Annotated in this window: 14 protein-coding genes and 1 tRNA gene; 7 read left to right on the top strand and 8 right to left on the bottom strand. The window is 70.2% G+C overall.

Going from position 1 to position 17,015, the window contains the following annotated elements; translation table 11 throughout:
• Positions 1 to 99: 99 nt before the first annotated feature.
• The 3 genes from OG984_RS14190 to OG984_RS14200 form a co-directional block, all read right to left on the bottom strand.
• On the bottom strand, positions 100 to 516 hold the full coding sequence (locus OG984_RS14190; RefSeq protein WP_328532197.1) for a limonene-1,2-epoxide hydrolase family protein: 417 nt from the start codon (positions 514 to 516) through the stop codon (positions 100 to 102).
• A 4-nt stretch (positions 517 to 520) separates the two neighbouring features.
• The gene (locus OG984_RS14195) at positions 521 to 1,288 is read right to left on the bottom strand and encodes an FkbM family methyltransferase (protein ID WP_328532198.1); all 768 of its coding nucleotides are present in this window, start codon (positions 1,286 to 1,288) and stop codon (positions 521 to 523) included.
• 305 nt (positions 1,289 to 1,593) lie between these two features.
• Complete coding sequence (locus OG984_RS14200) at positions 1,594 to 2,352, bottom strand: DsbA family protein (protein ID WP_328532199.1); 759 nt, start codon at positions 2,350 to 2,352, stop codon at positions 1,594 to 1,596.
• Between the two features lie 105 nt (positions 2,353 to 2,457).
• On the opposite strand from OG984_RS14200, the gene orn reads away from it, so the two are divergent.
• Positions 2,458 to 3,126, top strand: coding sequence for an oligoribonuclease (gene orn, locus OG984_RS14205; RefSeq protein ID WP_328532358.1), 669 nt, complete (start codon positions 2,458 to 2,460; stop codon positions 3,124 to 3,126).
• Between the two features lie 48 nt (positions 3,127 to 3,174).
• Positions 3,175 to 3,250, top strand: a tRNA-His gene (locus tag OG984_RS14210).
• Positions 3,251 to 3,302: 52 nt separating this feature from the next.
• On the opposite strand, the gene OG984_RS14215 is transcribed toward OG984_RS14210, so the two are convergent.
• Positions 3,303 to 4,193: a Vgb family protein gene (locus OG984_RS14215; RefSeq protein WP_328532200.1), complete on the bottom strand. Its 891-nt coding sequence runs from the start codon at positions 4,191 to 4,193 to the stop codon at positions 3,303 to 3,305.
• A gap of 115 nt (positions 4,194 to 4,308) precedes the next feature.
• On the opposite strand from OG984_RS14215, the gene OG984_RS14220 reads away from it, so the two are divergent.
• Entirely contained in the window at positions 4,309 to 5,181 is an 873-nt protein-coding gene (locus OG984_RS14220) for a bifunctional helix-turn-helix transcriptional regulator/GNAT family N-acetyltransferase (protein WP_328532201.1), read from the top strand.
• 74 nt (positions 5,182 to 5,255) lie between these two features.
• Here OG984_RS14220 and OG984_RS14225 read toward each other — a convergent pair whose 3' ends face one another.
• Positions 5,256 to 6,098: a PfkB family carbohydrate kinase gene (locus tag OG984_RS14225; RefSeq protein WP_442940993.1), complete on the bottom strand. Its 843-nt coding sequence runs from the start codon at positions 6,096 to 6,098 to the stop codon at positions 5,256 to 5,258.
• Positions 6,099 to 6,103: 5 nt separating this feature from the next.
• Entirely contained in the window at positions 6,104 to 8,467 is a 2,364-nt protein-coding gene (locus OG984_RS14230; protein WP_328532203.1) for a phosphoribosyltransferase domain-containing protein, read from the bottom strand.
• A gap of 158 nt (positions 8,468 to 8,625) precedes the next feature.
• On the opposite strand from OG984_RS14230, the gene OG984_RS14235 reads away from it, so the two are divergent.
• Together OG984_RS14235 and OG984_RS14240 are read left to right on the top strand one after the other, a co-directional pair.
• The gene (locus OG984_RS14235) at positions 8,626 to 10,098 is read left to right on the top strand and encodes a glycoside hydrolase family 5 protein (RefSeq protein ID WP_328532204.1); all 1,473 of its coding nucleotides are present in this window, start codon (positions 8,626 to 8,628) and stop codon (positions 10,096 to 10,098) included.
• A 56-nt stretch (positions 10,099 to 10,154) separates the two neighbouring features.
• Positions 10,155 to 10,730: a TerD family protein gene (locus OG984_RS14240; RefSeq protein ID WP_328532205.1), complete on the top strand. Its 576-nt coding sequence runs from the start codon at positions 10,155 to 10,157 to the stop codon at positions 10,728 to 10,730.
• Between the two features lie 24 nt (positions 10,731 to 10,754).
• Here OG984_RS14240 and OG984_RS14245 read toward each other — a convergent pair whose 3' ends face one another.
• Positions 10,755 to 11,582 carry a HoxN/HupN/NixA family nickel/cobalt transporter gene (locus OG984_RS14245; protein WP_328532206.1) on the bottom strand — a complete coding sequence of 276 codons (828 nt, stop codon included), beginning with the start codon at positions 11,580 to 11,582 and terminating at the stop codon, positions 10,755 to 10,757.
• 222 nt (positions 11,583 to 11,804) lie between these two features.
• On the opposite strand from OG984_RS14245, the gene OG984_RS14250 reads away from it, so the two are divergent.
• Both OG984_RS14250 and OG984_RS14255 read left to right on the top strand, forming a co-directional pair.
• Complete coding sequence (locus OG984_RS14250) at positions 11,805 to 16,058, top strand: LamG-like jellyroll fold domain-containing protein (RefSeq protein WP_328532207.1); 4,254 nt, start codon at positions 11,805 to 11,807, stop codon at positions 16,056 to 16,058.
• Positions 16,058 to 16,720, top strand: coding sequence for a hypothetical protein (locus OG984_RS14255; RefSeq protein WP_328532208.1), 663 nt, complete (start codon positions 16,058 to 16,060; stop codon positions 16,718 to 16,720). Before OG984_RS14250 ends, OG984_RS14255 begins: the two co-directional genes overlap by 1 nt.
• On the opposite strand, the gene OG984_RS14260 is transcribed toward OG984_RS14255, so the two are convergent.
• Complete coding sequence (locus tag OG984_RS14260) at positions 16,701 to 16,988, bottom strand: hypothetical protein (protein ID WP_328532209.1); 288 nt, start codon at positions 16,986 to 16,988, stop codon at positions 16,701 to 16,703. The two genes, OG984_RS14255 and OG984_RS14260, sit on opposite strands and share 20 nt — an antisense overlap.
• Positions 16,989 to 17,015 lie beyond the last annotated feature (27 nt).

Raw genomic sequence — 17,015 nt, forward strand, 5'->3', positions numbered from 1 at the left:
CGAGCGTAGGGCTCGCTGTGACTCGCGTCACAAGAACAGCGCACGAGGTGCCTCGTACGCTGCGCACAACGCCGCTCGGCGGGCAGCGGCGTCAGCGGATCAGCGCCCGACGGCCTTCCGGATCGCGCCGAACGCAGCCTGGCCGACGCCCTTGATGCCCGCCGCGATGAACGTCGTCCAGTCGAAGTAGTCGCGCCAGAGCACGATCTTGCCGTCGCGCACCTCGAAGGTGCCGCACACCCAGAACTCGGCGGAGACCGAGCCGCGGCTGAGTACGTCGATGCGCTCGGTGAGCACGACCGGGCCGTTGGCCGCGATGTTGATCATCCGGACCTCGAAGCCGGTGGCGTACCTCCCCATGACCCGCAGCTGGCGCCCGACCTCGGACAGGCCGCGGGCCGGCGGCAGAGGCACGTTCTGGTAGGTGACGTCGTCGGCGCACAGCGCCAGCGCCGCGTCGACCTCACCGGTCTCGAGCGCGGCCAGGAACTGCTCGACGATCTGGATCTCGGTCATGCCGTCACGCTATCGCCGATCCGGCGGCAAGGGCAGGGCTCAGCACCACGCAGTCCTGGCGGTGCAGCGTGGGGTCGTCGAGAAGCTCCTCGACGGCGATGCGCTCGCCGGGCACCCGCCGCAGCCCGGTCGAGTCCTTCTCCTTGACGAACACGTCGCGGGTCCGGGCCAGCTCGGCCAGATAGCCACGGTCCATGTGCTCGATCTCGAGCATCAGCGCCCAGTGTGTGTTGCGCTCCAGCGACCTGGCCGCGCCGTCGACGACCTCCCGCTCGAAGCCCTCGACGTCCACCTTCACGCAGAACGACCGCCCGGAGCCACCGAGCACCTCGTCGAGCGTGGTGACGTCGACGTCGCGGAGCTGCCAGCGGGCCGAGCCGTCGTGGCGCTCGTCGTAGAGCGACGACGTCCCCGACCAGGTGCGGTCGACCGCGAACCGCGCCTGACCCGGCTTGTCCGCCACGGCCTGCGAGCGCAGGTCGATCGCGACGCCCCTGGCCTCGAGGGTCTTGCGCAGGACCTTGTGCAGCGAGGTGTTCGGTTCGAACCCGATCAGCTCCGCACCCGCCGGGATCTCCACGCCGACGAGCATCTCGCCGTAGTTCACGCCGATGTCGATCACGGTCTGCCAGGCGTGCAGTCCGAGCGCCACCCGCCACAGCTCCAGCGAGCCACTGATGATCCGCCCCTTGTTGGCGATCAGGCCGAGAGCCCGCGGATCGGTCGGCTTCACATAGATCCGATGGCCTTCTTCGGTCGTCGCGTACGCCATCTCGAGCACCTTCGCCTAGGGGTCTTCGGCCCAGCCGCCATTGGCTGTCGCCGAACCCTAGGACGCCTACCGAAACGGCAGCCGAACCCTGGGCAACGTGGATCGGACCAGGAACGTCAGGTACGTCCCCGACCGGCGCTTCGGCCATCAGGATTGAAGGATCGCCCCCACGACGGCCCACAGTCCGACCAGAGCGAAGTAGGCCACCAGGAGGATCCCGACCGCGCTGAGGAAGATCTGGGTCTGCCGAGTCATGTGGCCGACTCTATGCCCTCGGCCGGCGGTTCGGCCGCCGCTCGGTCAGGTCAGGAGATCTGCTCGACCAAGTTCGCGGCGTACTCCTCGATGGTGTTGCCGTCCTGGAACTGCTCGCCGTCGAGCAGGATGGTCGGAGTCCCCTGGACGCCGTCGTCAGCGGCGGCCTTGGTGGCGGCGTCGGCCCAGGCCTTGCCGTCGAGGTTCTCGATGCGGTCCTTGACCGCGGACTCCTCGGCGCCCGCCTCGACGGCGAGGTCGACGAGGTCGGCGGCCTCGGGGAACGGGCCGGACTCGCTCGGCTGGTTCTCGAAGAGCAGGTCGTGGAACTTCTTGGCGACCTCGTCGCCGGCCTCCTCCTGGACGACCGCGAAGGCCGAGGTGGCGAGCATGGAGTAGGGGCCGATCTGGTCGAGCAGCACGAACGGGCGGTAGTCGACCTGCACCTTGCCGTCGGCGGCGAGCTCGGCGAGATCCTCACGGGAGGCGGCCTCGAAGTCGCCGCAGTAGGGGCAGAGGAAGTCCTCGTAGATGACGACCTTGTGGGGCGCGTCGTCGGGGCCGATCACCAGACCGTGCTCGCTGCTGCCGGCTTCGGGCGCTGCGATCTCGCTGTCCCCGGAGCGGTTCAGGCTGAACCAGACGAGGCCGCCGACGATCACGGCGATGGCGGCGCAGACCGCCACGACGGTGAGGATAGACTTGCGGGCCTGCTTCTTGCGCAGAGCCTCCAGCTCCGCGGCGGCCTTGGCAGCGCGGGCCTCACGCTTCTCCTTGCGCGAGGGGCTGCTGGCTGAATCCGTGCTCATGGAGCCAACATAGGTCGGTCTCCTGAGTGCATGCTGAAACCACGCCATGGGAACCGTTATCACATCGTCGCCTATCCCTCCGCGAAGCCGTTGACCAGCGGCGTTATGGTGCTCTGCGTGGCTTCACTGAACGAACGTCTGGTCTGGATCGACTGCGAGATGACCGGGTTGTCCCTCGAGAACGATGCGCTCATCGAGGTGGCGGCCCTCGTCACCGACTTCGATCTCAACGTGCTCGGCGACGGGGTCGACATCATCATCAAACCCCCGGCCGAGGCGCTGGAGCAGATGGACGACTTCGTTCGCGACATGCACACCAAGTCCGGTCTGCTGGTCGAGCTCGAGAACGGCGTGACGATGCGCGAGGCGGAGGAGCAGGTCCTGGCGTACGTCTGGGAGCACTGCGGCAAGGACTCCCGGCCGCCGCTGGGCGGCAACACCGTGGCCACCGACCGCAACTTCCTCGCCCGCGACATGCCCGAGCTGGAGGGGTTCCTGCACTACCGCAACGTCGACGTCTCCTCGATCAAGGAGCTCTCGCGCCGCTGGTTCCCGCGGGCCTACTTCTCGGCTCCCCCCAAGCGCGGCAACCACCGCGCACTGGCCGACATCCAGGAGTCGATCGAGGAGCTTCGCTACTACCGCGAGGCCGTCTTCGTGTCGATGCCCGGGCCGGACTCGGACACGGCCAAGGAGATCGCCGCCAGGCACGGCGCCTCGATCACCGGCCTGATCGAGCCGGCCGAGGTCGCCGATTCCACAGATCCGGCCTGATTCCCCTATGCTTTCTGCTGGCTCGGACATGCGCTGTCCGGGTCGATGGTGGGCGTAGCTCAGCTGGTAGAGCATCGCGTTGTGGTCGCGAGGGTCGCGGGTTCAAGCCCCGTCGCTCACCCCATGAGAGCGAGGTTCAGACACCGACCGAGGTCGGGTTTGAGCCTCGCTCTTTCTCATTCGCCCGCCACCACGACGCGTGCCAGCGCACCGTGCTCGAGGGCGACCCACAGCGCGCCGTCCGGGCCGAGGGTGAGTCCGTGCGGCTCGGAGTTCGGAGTCGGCAGTGCGACTGAATCGATCACGCCGTCGACGGTGATCGACCCGACACGGTTGGCGCCCCACTCCGAGAACCACAGCACGTCGCTGGTGCCGGCGGTGATGGCGTGCGGGCGCGCTCCCCGGTCGGGCAGCGGATGCTCGCTGATCTTCCCGTCGACGGTGATGCGGCCGATCTGACCCGCGGCGATCTCGACGAACCACAGCGCGCCGTCAGGACCGAGCGTGATGCCGACCGGGGCCGCATCGGGCGTGGGAAGCTCGTAGAGGGTCACCGCGCCGCTCAGATCGATCCTGCCGATCGCGCTGGCCCGGTTCATCGTGAACCACAGCGCCTCGTCCGGCCCGGCAACGATCGCGGACGGGAACGCCTCGGCAATCGGGAGCGGAAACTCGGTGACCGTGCCGTCGGTGGCGATGCGTCCGATGGAGTCGGTGGTCGTCTCGGTGAACCAGACCGCTCCGTCGGGCCCTGCGGTGATGCCGTAGGGCCCGCACTCCCGCAGCCCGAACTCGGTCACCGTGCCATCGACGGAGATCCGGCCGATCCTGTTCGCGCGGGATTCGGTGAACCACAGCGCTCCGTCCGGCCCAGGCGCGATGATCGTCGGGCCGCAGTCGGCCGCCAGATGGAACGCCTTCGGCGACCCTCCAGGGGCGAGACGGCCGATCTCGCCGCTGCCCTCGAGGGTGTACCACAGCGCCTGGTCTGGGCCTGCAGCGATGGCGTACGGGCCACGGCCCGGCACCGGATGCTCGGTGATGCGGCCGGTCGATGGGGACGTCATGGATGCCTTTCGCTGTCGACTCCTGCACTCCCACTCTCGGCCCGCGGGCGCGGCCGGAACAACTGGTTATCGGAGACACTTGGAATCCCCGAATTACCTGACTAAAGTCAGGTATATGACAGTGGATACCTCGGTGATGCGCAAGTTCAACATGAGCTACGTCCGCCGCGTGGGAGCGCTCGAAGAGTCCTTCCTCGGCAGCGGTCTCCCCTACGGCACGGCGCGGATCCTCTACGAGATCGGCCTCGGCGCCGAATCGGTCCAGGATCTGCGCATCCGCCTCGGCGGCCTGGACTCCGGCTACGTCAGCCGGATGCTGCGGACCCTGGAGAGCAAGGGATATGTCGCGACGAAGCGTGACCCGGCCGACGGCCGGCGCCGGCTCGTGGTGCTCACCGAGGACGGCCTCAAGCAGTGGGACGACCTCGAGCGGCGCTCCGAGGAGCGCGCCCACCTGCTGCTCGACCCGCTGACGCAGCGGCAGCGCGACCGCCTCAACGAGGCATTGGCGACGGCCGACCTGCTGGTACGAGCGGCCACGATCACCATCGAGCCGGTCGACCCGCGCGACCCGATGGCCCAGGAGGCGATGGGCCACTACTTCGCCGAGATCGGCGAACGGTTCGGGTTCACCGTCGGCGACGAGGGCTTCGGCGACGACCCCTCGCTGCGGCCGCCCCACGGCACCTTCTTCGTCGCCGCCAGCGACGGCGCCCCGGTCGCGTCCGGTGCGGTGCGCGAGTTCGACGGCACAGGCGAGATCAAGCGGATGTGGGTCGACCCGGCCTGGCGTGGCGCCGGCCTCGGCTCACGCCTGCTGCGCCACCTCGAGGCCGAGGCGGTTCGGCTGGGCCATCGGGTCGTACGCCTCGACACCCGCGACGTCCTCAGCGAGGCGATCGGGATGTACGAGCGGGCCGGCTACAAGCGCATCGACCGCTACAACGACAACCCCCACGCCACCCACTTCTTCCGCAAGGAGCTCTGACCGCCTCGGGTACGACGGGGAGTTCTGCATTGGTTACTCGTCGGTAATACCTGCAGAACTCCCCGTCGTACCCGTCAGAGACGGCCGTACGTCTCCAGCCGGTCCAGCGGCGGCTGGGCGCTGGGGTGGGCGACGGCGGCCGCACCGACCGCGCAGGCCGTACGCAGCGCCTGCTCGTCCGGCGCACCCGAGAGGATCGCGAGGGTGAGCGCCGCGGAGAAGGCGTCGCCGGCACCGACGGTGTTGACCACATCCGCAACCGCGGCGGCGGGCACCCGCGCGACCTCGGCGGCGTCGACGAACATGGCCGCACCCGAGGCCCCGTAGGTCACCGCGACCCGCTGGGCGCCGCGCAGCTCGGGCATCGCGGCGTACTCGGTCTCGTTGACGATGAACAGGTCGACGCGCTCGACGAGGTCCGCGGGGAGCGGCTGCGCCGGAGCCGCGTTGACCACGACGAACCCGTTGGCCTGAGCGGCCACGGCCCGGACCACGTCCATGGACAGCTCGAGCTGCATCAGCACGGCCTCGCCCGGCCCGACCGCGATCCCGTCGACGTCGACCAGCGCGTTGGCGCCGCCGCACACCACGATCTGGTTCTCCCCCGCCGCGTCGACCGCGATCAACGCGGTGCCGGTGGGCGCGTCGACCGCGCGTACGGCGGTGACGTCGACGCCGGCGGTCCGGATGGTCTCGAGCGCCGCGGCGCCGTCCGCGTCGGAGCCGACGGCGCCGACCATCCGCACCCGCGCGCCGAGCCGGCTCGCCGCGACCGCCTGGTTGGCGCCCTTCCCGCCGATGTCACGGCGCAGCTGTCCTCCTCCGACGGTCTCACCGGCGCCGGGCAGCCGGTCGACGAGCGCCGTCAGGTCGACGTTGACGCTCCCGACGACGACCAGGTCCTGAGGCGCGCGCACCGGCATCAGGGACGCAGCAGGCCGATGCAGGAGTAGGGCAGGTCGGAGACCCGCTCCAGCGGCACCTCACGCGCCTCGGCGAGCTTCCTGACCTGGCCCAGCTCGGCATCACGCGCCGGGTCGACCAGGATCTTGGCGGGCTCGCCGTGCAGCAGCAGCCGGACGGTCTCGTCGACACCGGCTGCCTCGACCAGGCCGACGTCACCGTCCGCGAACCGCTCGGCGACGCCCTCGACCGCCTCCCAGCCCACCCAGGTGGGCGTGTGGTCACCACCGAGGTGAGCCTCGAGGTCGAGCATCACCTTGGTGCGTACGATCGGGAACCTGGCCGCAACGGTGTCGATGAACTTCTTGGACACGTCGGCCGAAGCCAGCTCGGCGTGGAACACCGCCCCGTGGAAGTCGTTGGGACCGACCCGGTCGTCGTCGACGACGGGGCGCGAGACGAGGCCCGAGACGGTGGCGTCGAGGCACGCCGACGGGATCAGGTAGTCCTCCCGGGTGCCGTAGACCGACACGCTCCGGCCCGGGTCGGCGAGAGCCGCGAGCTCCGGGGAGAACGGCGAGGAGAGATGGGCATCGAGCGTGGAGTTGGCCTTCTCCACCGACGCCGCCAGCTCACGGGTGATCGCGCCGGTGCCGGTCCAGCCGTCCACGAACATCACCCGAGCGGGGTCGTGATGCGCGGCCAGATAGGCGAGCGCGGTCTGGTCGATGCCGCGCCCGCGCGTCAGCGAGATCGCGTAGTGGGGCAGGTCGAGGCCGTGCACACGCTGCGCCCAGCGTCGCATCAGCACACCGATCGGGGTGCCGGACGGGGCCAGCGAGACCAGCACGGCATCCTGCCCGCGCCGCGCCAGGACGTGCTCGGTGACCAGGCCGACGGCGTACGCCACGCGCTGCGCCGACGCGCTCAGCGCCTCCTCGAAGAGCTCGAGATGGGCCTCCGCGCTCTTCTCGGCCGGCGGCTCCGCCTCCTCCGGGGAGAGGTCCTTGAGCAGCCAGGCGACGTCGTCTCGCTCGTAGGAGCCGAACGCGGGTCCGTGGAGCGGAACGGGCAGCTGCCGGGCCGGCTGGTCGTGGCGCGGCTCCGGGGTGAACGCCGGGATGGTGACGACCACGACTCGGGGCGCTATCCGGGCGAGCTGGTCGACCAGGCCGCCCTCCGCGTGCAACTCGGGGGTGTCGGCGGGCTCGTCGACGACGAGGACGATCGCCTCGAACGCCCCCTCCCACAGGTTGTAGGCGAACCGCGGACCGTCACCGTCGGCGGGATCGTCGTGGGAGGGAAAGGTGATCGCGGTGCGGATCGCATAGCCCGGGTCGTCGACGTCGAGCACCGGCGAACGTGTGGTGGTCGAGTAGGTGATCTCGTGGCGCCGGCCCTCGGCCGCTCGCCGGTCGGCCAGCGCGGAGGCGATCCGCAGAGGTGCGTACATCAGCTCCTCGGTGCCCAGGACGTGCACCGGCCCGTCCGGGATACGGCCGGCGATGGCGGCGGCGGTCACCGTGACCGCCGACTCGTAGGAGCCGGAGGCGTTGGTCGTGAAGCCGTGGCGGCCGCCCTCCGGGACGGCCCGCGGCCAGGTCGCGACGACCTGGACGACCTCGCCGCGCGGCCGCTGGGTCGGCTCGACGCCGGCCAGCTGGCGGAGGTTCTCGACGGTGTCGATGAGCCGGTTGCCGTTGTCGGCGAGCTCCTCGGGCAGCTCGATCTCGCCGCTGGCGAGCGAGACGACGTCCACGGTGGCGCGCAGTCGCTTGATCGAGCGCTCCATCCGGCCACGGTCGGCCTCCGAGCGCAGGTCGACGAGCACGGCCACGACGTAGTGCTTGCGCGGGAACTGCTTGTGCAGCGCCCGGATGGTGCTGACGACGGTCTTGCCGGTGATGATCTCGTCGTCGACCAGCACCAGCGTCTCGGCGCGAGCTAGGAAGGTCGGGTCGGCGGGGAGCAGCCGGTGGGCGGTCGCGTGCGAGTGCTCCTCGAAGAAGTCGGCGACGGACTCGATGCCGTCGACGACCCGTCGGGTGGAGTGCAGGTAGGGCGCCCCGAGCGCATCGGCGACGAGGTGGCCGAGCGCGGTCGCGGTCTCGGCGTAGCCGAGCACCACCGCGTCACCCGTGACGGCGGCGCGAGCCTTGGCCCCCAGGCGCAGCCCGGCATCGGTCACCAGCCGCGGGTCGGTCGGGACGTGCTTGCCGAGGACGGAGGAGACGAGAAGCTGCGCCCGGCGGGGGTTGCGTCGCACCGCCAGGCCGACCAGATCGGTGATCATCATCCCGCTCGGCGCGTCGGTCGTCCGAAGACGCACACTCAGACGTTCGGCCACCCAGGTCCCCGACCAGCCGCTGGTTTCGTCTCTCACAGGTGACATTCTCCCCCAATGTTTCGCACCTGACTCAACCGCAGAGAGGGCGCCCCTGTCCACTGCGGATCTTGTCCGAGCGGCCCTCGTTCTCGGCCCGCCGTCCAGAATGAGAACGTGTTCTTGCCGGATGTGATGAAGAGCACTAGGTTCCGCCCATGTCACCTCGCTCGGGAAGCTTCGGAATCGTTGCCGCCGCGGCGGCTGTGCTCGCGTTCGGGACCTCGCTGCTGAGCCCGGTAGGGCCCGCCGCCGCCGATCCCGGGAAGGAGACCCCGCAGCTCTCCCGCGAGGGACGCTGGCTGGTCGACCAGCACGGCCGGATCGTGCTCGTGCACGGGCAGAACCTGGTCTGGAAGCACGACCCCTACGTCCCGCCCGACTCGCCCGAGGGCTTCACCGCGGCCGACGCGGAATGGCTGGCCGAGCACGGGTTCAACGGCGCTCGGATCGGCACCCTGTGGGCGGGCGTGACCCCGGACGCTGCCGGGAAGGTCGACGAGGACTACCTCGACGACTGGCAGCGGGTGATCGACCTGCTCGCCGACGAGGGCATCTGGATGCAGTACGACTTCCACCAGGACATGTGGCACGAGACCTACGGCGGCGAGGGCGTGCCCGACTGGGCCGCGAAGCGGCCGGCGCCCTACAACCTGCACCCGCCGATCAAGCTCTCCTTCCCGGCGACCTACATCACCCCCGAGCTGGCCACCGTCTACGACAACTTCTGGGCCAACAAGGACGGCGTCCAGGACGGCTGGGCAGCCGCCTGGGGCGCGGTCGCGCAGCGGTGGGGCGACCAGCCCTACTCGATGGGCTACGACCTCATCAACGAGCCGTGGGCGGGCCGGGAGTGGCTCTCCTGCCCGATCACCGGGTGCGCGAGCTCCTACCGGGACGAGTTCCAGCCTGCGTACGAGAAGGCGACGGCGGCGATCCGGAAGTCCGATCCCGACGGGATCGTCTGGTACGAGTCGCAGCTGCTCGCCAACCAGGTCCCCAACTCCAGCTTCGGGCCGGCGAACGACGACCAGGTCGGCTACTCCTGGCACAGCTACTGCCCCTACGGCTACCTCGACTCCCAGGGCATCCCGATCGGGGTCAGCGGGTGCAAGGACTACGACGAGACCCACAACCTCAAGGCGCTCGAGCAGGCCGAGACGATGGGCGCGACCAACCTGATGTCGGAGTTCGGCGCGACCGACAACACCGAGCTCCTGGCCATCGACACCGCCTCGGCCGACGACCACTTCACCTCCTGGATGCACTGGGCCTACAAGCACTGGGACGACCCGACCACCGCCGACGGCCGCCAGGGCATGTTCACCGACGACGCCGATCTGTCGACGGTGAAACAGGACAAGCTGCGTACGCTGGTCCGGACCTACCCGCAGGCCACGGCCGGCACCCCGGTCGACCTCTCCTTCGACCCCGGGACCGGCGAGTTCAGCTACACCTACGAGCCGTCCGCGGAGATCGATGAGCCCACCGAGATCTTCGTCAGCCCGCTCCACTACCCCGACGGGCCCGACATCGCCGTCGAGGGCGGCCGGGTCGTCGGCCAGGCCGAGCACCACCGGATCCTGGTCGAGCCGGCCGGAACGGGGCCGGTGACCGTCACCATTGACTAGGCTGGTGGTGTCCCGCCCGCTCCGGCCCGCGTCGGCCCAGCCATCGGAGGATCAGTTTGTCCGTCTCGCTCGCTCGGGGACAGTCGGTCTCGCTCACCACAGGTGACGGCAGCAGCATGACGCACGTGCGGATCGCGCTCGGTTGGGACGCGGTCCGGCAGGGCCTCTTCGGTGGGTTCCGCGGTGCCGACGTCGACCTGGACGCCTCCGCGATCCTCTACGACGCGGCCGGTGGCCACCTCGACCAGGCCTGGTTCCGACAGCTGAAGTCCAGGAACGGCGCTGTGGTCCACTCCGGCGACAACCGCACCGGCGCCGGGGACGGGGACAACGAGTCGATCATCGTCCACCTCGACCGGTTGCCCGCCGAGGTCGCGCAGATCGTGTTCACGATCAACTCGTTCACCGGTCAGAGCTTCGCCCAGATCCAGAACGCCTTCTGCCGCCTCGTCGACGAGAAGACCCACACCGAGATCGCCCGCTTCGACCTGAGCCAGACCGGCCCGCACACCGCGGAGATCATGGCCAAGGTCAGTCGCTACGACGGCGGCTGGATGATGACCGCGCTCGGCGAGATCGGCAACGGTCGTACGTTCCAGGATCTGCTGCCGTCGATCGCGCCGACGCTCTGACGTCCGGCCGACGTCCGGCCGACGTCAGCCGAGGGAGCCGACCCCGACGACGGTGAGCCCGGCGCCGAGGACCGTGACGCCGAGCGCGGCCAGGATCGGGGTGACCTTGGCCGCGACCTGCAGATACGCCTGGGACTCCGCGACCCGGACGACGAGGTTGTTGCCGGCCAGCGCCAGCAGGCCGACACCGAACAGGATCGTCGCCATGCCCAGGCCGAAGGTGATCACCAGCAGCAGCGCGAACGCCGAGCGGCCGGCGAACAGGCCGGTCACCAGCACCAGGAACGCGCCCGGGGACGGGGTCAGGCCGCCGGAGATGCCGAGCAGGACGATGCCGGGGCGGCGCGGTGTCCTGAGCTTGTCGAAGGGTACGCCTCCGCGGTGACCGTGCTCGCCGGCATACCCGTGCGAGTGCCCGTGTGAATGCCCGTGCGAGTGCCCGTGGCCGGCTCCCGAGCGGGCGGCGCGCCAGTGCCGGCGCAGCAACCACAGCCCGGTGCCGACGACCAGCACCCCGGCGACGATCTGCAGCCCGGCGGTGAGGTTCTCCAGGCGTACGAGATCGGAGAGCGAGAAGAACGCCCAGGCCACCGCTATGACCAGCACCGAGAAGGTGTGCATCACCGCCACCGAGCCGCCGAGCCAGGCCGCGTCACGCACGCGGCCCTCGGCGCCGATCAGGTACGCAGCAGCCAAGGTCTTGCCGTGACCGGGGGCGATCGCGTGCGCGGCGCCGGCCGCGAAGGCGAGCACGAACGCGGCGGCGGCGATGCCGGGCTCGTCCAGGTAGCCCTGCACCCGCTCGACCAGCGCCGCCGCGCCGAGCCAGTCGCCCGTGAAGAAGTCGTTCATGTCAGGCGCAAACGATGGCACAGGGATTCGCCGGTGGATACGGCTGCGGCAACCGTTTACCAAGTCGACAGCCGGGCGTCGACAGCGCCGCTCGGCCACGTTCACCCGATCTCAGGAGGCTGACCGACTGGCCGGGCACGGGTGTCCGGCTGTTCGGCACCTCGGGCGATGCCGCACCCCCACCTGGCAACAGCAGCATGCCGCACGACCCGAAGGAGCATCGTGTTCTCCGTAACGAGTGCCAGCTTCGCCAGACCCGGACGGACGCGGCTCCTCGCCGTGGCCGCGGGCCTGGCCCTCGCCGGGGGCATCTTCGCCGCCCTCCCCGGCGATGCCGTCACACCAGCCAGTGCCGCGACCTACACGGCGGTCGGCGCACCGCTGACCGGGCCACCGCCGGCCGCGCTGGCAACCGTGGACGCCCCGACGGCCGACGTGCTCGACATCGACTTCGAGGGTGGCGCCCCGCACGAGCGCGCCCGCTCCCTGGAGCCGCGCACCTGGGGCGCGCCGACGTACGGCACCGACGACTCCCTGGCCGAGACACCGACCGACATCATGACGGTCGACGGCACCGACGACGCGGTCTCCGTCGAGCACGACCCGTGGGCCGACCTGCAGCAGGGCTTCACCATCGAGTGCGTCTTCCGGGTCGAGACCACGTTACCGACCAGCAACGAGAAGGACCTCTGCTCCAACAAGGAGGCGGGCGGCTACTCGGTCTACGTGACCGGCTCCAACCTGGGCACGATGGCCCACATCGGCGGCGGCTACAAGTCGGTGCTGACCCCGATCACGGCCGACCGGTGGTATCACGTGCTCTCGGTCTGGGACGGCCAGACGCTGAGCCTCTACGTCAACGGCACCAAGGCCGGCTCGACCGCTGCCACCGGCGCCCTGCAGGCCCCGGCCGCCACCTCGCGCCGCTTCGTCGTCGGCGCCGACTCGGCGCCGACCGGCATCGGCCAGCCCGCTCCGCCGGCGTCCTTCGCCGGCGCCTCGCTCTTCGCCCGCGCGGTGACCGACGCCGAGGCCGCGGCTCTGGCCGGCGTCTACGACACCGCTCCCCCGGTGCCGGCGGCGGACGTCCTCGACGTCGACTTCGACGACGGCACGCCGACCGACGACACCGGCCGCGCCGTGACGACGGTCGGCGAGCCGGTGATCTCCGACGACACCGCGCTGAAGGCCAAGGTCGCCTCGTTCGACGGCTCCAACGACGCGTACGCCTATGCGATGGGGTCCTCGGCATGGGACCTGATCGACGACCAGGTCTCCATCGAGTGCACCTTCAAGGACAACGGCACCTACCCCAACGGGACCGAGCACTCGATCTGCTCCGAGAAGGAGGGCGGCGGCTACTCGATCGTCGTCTACAGCGGGAAGCTGACCTTCGCGGTCCACGCGGGCGGCGCCTACCGCAACGCGCAGGTCGAGATCGAGGCCGGCCGCTGGTACCACGCCGTCGGCACCTGGGACGGCGCGACCGCCCGGCTGTACGTCGACGGCAGGCTCGCCGCCTCGATCGCGGCGCCCGCCCCGCTGACCCGTCCCGGCGGCAACGCCCTCAACTCCTTCTACGTCGGCGCCGACTCGGTCAACCAGTTCTGGTCGCCCGTCACCGTACGCAACGCCCGGATCTTCACCGACGTGCTCACCGCGGACCAGGCCTATGCCCTCAACGTCGCCGCGCTCGGTGACGTCCGCGACGCCGGGGTGGTCGTCAACGGCACCACTCCCGCTGCCGGTGCGCACCTCACCACCCCGACGGAGTTCGCCGTCGACGTCACGAACCAGGGCAACGCCTCGGGCTGGACCTACACGCTCGACGGCGACCCGATCCAGCCGGGTCAGGAGATCGGTGCCGGCCTCGCCGCAGGCGAGCACACCCTCGAGATCACCGCGAAGGACGTCTTCGGGCGACCGGTCGCGCACACCTCGACCTTCACCTCCGACGCGATCCCGACCGGCGGCGGGACGGACACCGGTCAGGGCAAGGGGAAGGTGACGCTCTCCGCGATCGCCAACAGCCCCGACGGTTCCGACGTGACCACGACCTTCAAGGCGGCCTCCGCCTCGGTCGCGGACGGGGGCTTCCAGGGCGTCGTGCCGGTGCTCCCGAGCGCGCTCGAGTTCGACTACTCCTCGCCCGAGACGATCGCCGGAAAGCAGGCGCCCGACGGCAGGACCACCGACAGCGCCTCGAGCAAGCTGATCCCGTTCCAGCGCTACGACGTCACCGTCCCGGCCTCCGACTCGCGTCGCCACGTGGTCTGGACGGGCACGGCCGACCCGGCCCGATCGGTCTCGCTGCGGGTGTGGAACACGGTCGAGAACCGCTGGGACGAGCTCGCCTCCGCCCGCGGAATCGCCGACGGCGACACCACGCTACGGGGCCGTACGCTGGCCGCGCACGTCGACGACGGCACCGTGCACGTCCTGGTGACCGGCATCGACCCGTTCGCCGACGACCTCTCGCCGCGTGACGAGTCGGCCGCCGACGACAAGGACCACTTCGAGAACCCGGACGACTACGACTTCTCCTTCGCCCACTTCACCGACACCCAGTACATCGCCGAGGGTGCGGCCGGAGGGACGTACGAGAACTTCAACGGGATCGAGGAGCCCTCCGACGTGCAGCTGGTCGAGGAGCAGGCGGTGTGGCAGCGCGCCTACCGCGCCGAGACCGAGTGGATCCGCGACAACGCCGACCAGCGCAAGATCGCCTTCACCTCGCACACCGGTGACGTGACCGAGAACGACACCAAGGACCCGCTGGCCACCGGTGCCGACGGCAAGCTGCTCTACCCGGGGCTCGACGAGCAGATCACCCGCGAGTTCGAGTTCACCTCGGACGCGCAGGCGACCCTCGACGAGGCCGGCGTGGTCAACCAGGTCGTCGCCGGCAACCACGACAACCAGGGCGGCAAGGAGATCGGGCCGCAGTCGCGCTTTAGCCGCTACTTCAGCCCGTCGCGCTACTACGAGGCTGCGCAGGCGTGGCCCGAGGGTGCCTCCTACCACGCCTGGGACGAGGTCACCGACGCCTCGGGCAACGTGGTCACGCCGGGCACGGACAACCAGAACAACTACGTGCTCTTCTCCGCGGGCGGGCTCGACTTCGTCGCGGTCGGTCTCTCCTACGGGGTCACCGAGGAGGAGGCGGCCTGGGCGAGCGAGATCTTCTCCCGCTTCCCCGACCGCAACGGCATCCTGAGCACCCACGCCTACCTGGCGCCGTCCACGGCTCCCGACGGGCGCGGGGCGAAGTTCTCCACCGACGGCTCCCGGCTCTACGACCAGGTCGTGGAGGCCAACCCCAACGTGTTCCTGGTCCTCGCCGGCCATGAGCACGGCGTCGGCACCAACCTCAAGCGCGGCATCGGCGCCACCGTCTCGCACAACGTGGTGGAGCTGCTGGCCGACTACCAGTTCTACAAGGTGACCGCCGGGGAGCTCTTCCCCGACTCGGTCGACGCCTCCGGCAACATCGACCTCAACGGTGACGGCACGGTGGACCACAAGGCGACCGACCTGCTGCAGTTCGGCGCCTCCTACCTCCGTCTGTTGCAGTTCGACACCGAGCGCTCGGAGATGTCGATCGACACCTACTCCCCGCACCTGGACGACTTCGGGGCGACGGAGTACGACGACCGCCACCGCTACAACGGCGCCGAGGACAACCTGACGCTCCCGGTGGACCTCTCCACCCGGCGTACGTCGTTCGCGACCGACGCGCTGACGGTGGTCACCCCCACCGACACCGTGATCGGCACGGACACGGCGCGTTCGGGCTGGCCGGCGACGGTGGAGTGGAGCGGGCTGACCGAGGGTGAGGTGTACGCGTGGACCTCGACCTCGCGCACCGGCCAGGCCGGTGAGACCCAGACCCTCGGCTCGATCGACCAGTTCGGCGGCGTCTTCCTGGCCACCGCGGCCGGCACCGACACCACACCGCCGGAGCTGAAGGTCCCGGCCTCGACGACGCTGCAGGTGGGCGCCGAGTTCGACCCGCTGGACGGGGTCAGCGCCACCGACAACACCGACGGTGACCTCACCTCGTCGATCCAGGTCACCGGGAGCGTCGACACGAACACGCCGGGCGCCTACCCGCTGACCTACACGGTCACCGACACCAACGGCAACCAGGCCGTCGCCTCGCGCGCGGTCGTCGTGGAGGAGCCCGAGACGCCCGATCTGAAGCCGGTCACGCTCACTGCCAAGGACGTCACGGTCCGGTTCGGGCGGGACCTGACGCTGCGTACGTCGATCGCGCCGCGCAGCGCCACCGGCACGGTGCAGTTCCTCATCGGCGAGGACGTGCTGTGCGAGGCGCCGGCGCGTCGCGGGGCGGCCGAGTGCGAGGTGGACGTGCTCCCGCCGCCGGGACGCCACCAGGTGCAGGTGGTCTACCCAGGCGACGACAAGCACGAGCCTGCCACCACGAGCCTCACGCTCACGGTGAAGCAGCGCTAGTGGCTCGTCGCCCTCGGGTTCTCGCGGTGGTCGCCGGCTTCGTGCTGGCGGCCACCGCGGGGCTGCCCGCCGACGCTCATCCGTTCGGTGCCCCGCAGACCGCGACGATCGCCGGGACCGCAGGCGTTCCCGAGGTGACCTGGCGGTTCGGGGCCACCGACGACATCGCCTACCTCGCCGTGCAGGTCGGGGCGCTGCCGCCGGACCGGATGACGCTCGACGGCGTCGTCCTCTACGAGTCCGGCGACGAGAAGGCGCTGGCGCGGTCGGAGGCCTATGCCGACTACGTCCTCGACCACATCCGGATCGAGGGCTGCGACGGGTCGGTCGAGCCGGGCGAGGATCTCGTCGCCGACGGCACCACCGTCACCTTCGACTGCCCCTCACCGACCTCGTCCACGAAGGTCGAGATCGACATGCTGACCGACCTGCACCCTGCGTACCAGACCCTGGCGTCGGGCCCGAACGGCCAGAAGGCGGCGTACGCAGGTAACGCCCGCTCCCATGGCTGGACCCTCGACGAGTCCCGGGCCGCGGCGACCGGGCTCAGCGCGCTGCTCCAGCTCGGCGGCACGCTCGGCGTGATCGGGCTGGCCGGGGCCGGCGGGTGGTGGCTCCTGCGGCGTCGCCGACAGGCGGAAGCTAGCGCTTCAGCTTCTTGATCTCGTCCTTGGCGGCCTGCTTGGCGATCGCCTCGGCCTGGGCCTCCTCGCCGAAGACACCCTCGACCTTGGCCTTCTCGACCTTCTTGAACTGACGCAGCATGCTCCAGGCGATCACCGCGACCGCGACGCAGAGCGCGATGAAGATGCCGAAGGCGGTCCAGCCTGCGACGACATCCTCGTCCTGGGGCGGGGTGGGCTCAGGAGCGGGCTGGGAGGTGTGGAACGACTGCGTCGTCGCAAGGGTCGTCATCGGAAGGCCGGACATGGGGACATTGTCTCACCTTCGCCTGAG

The organism is Nocardioides sp. NBC_00368, from assembly GCF_036090055.1.
Classification (GTDB): Bacteria; Actinomycetota; Actinomycetes; order Propionibacteriales; family Nocardioidaceae; genus Nocardioides.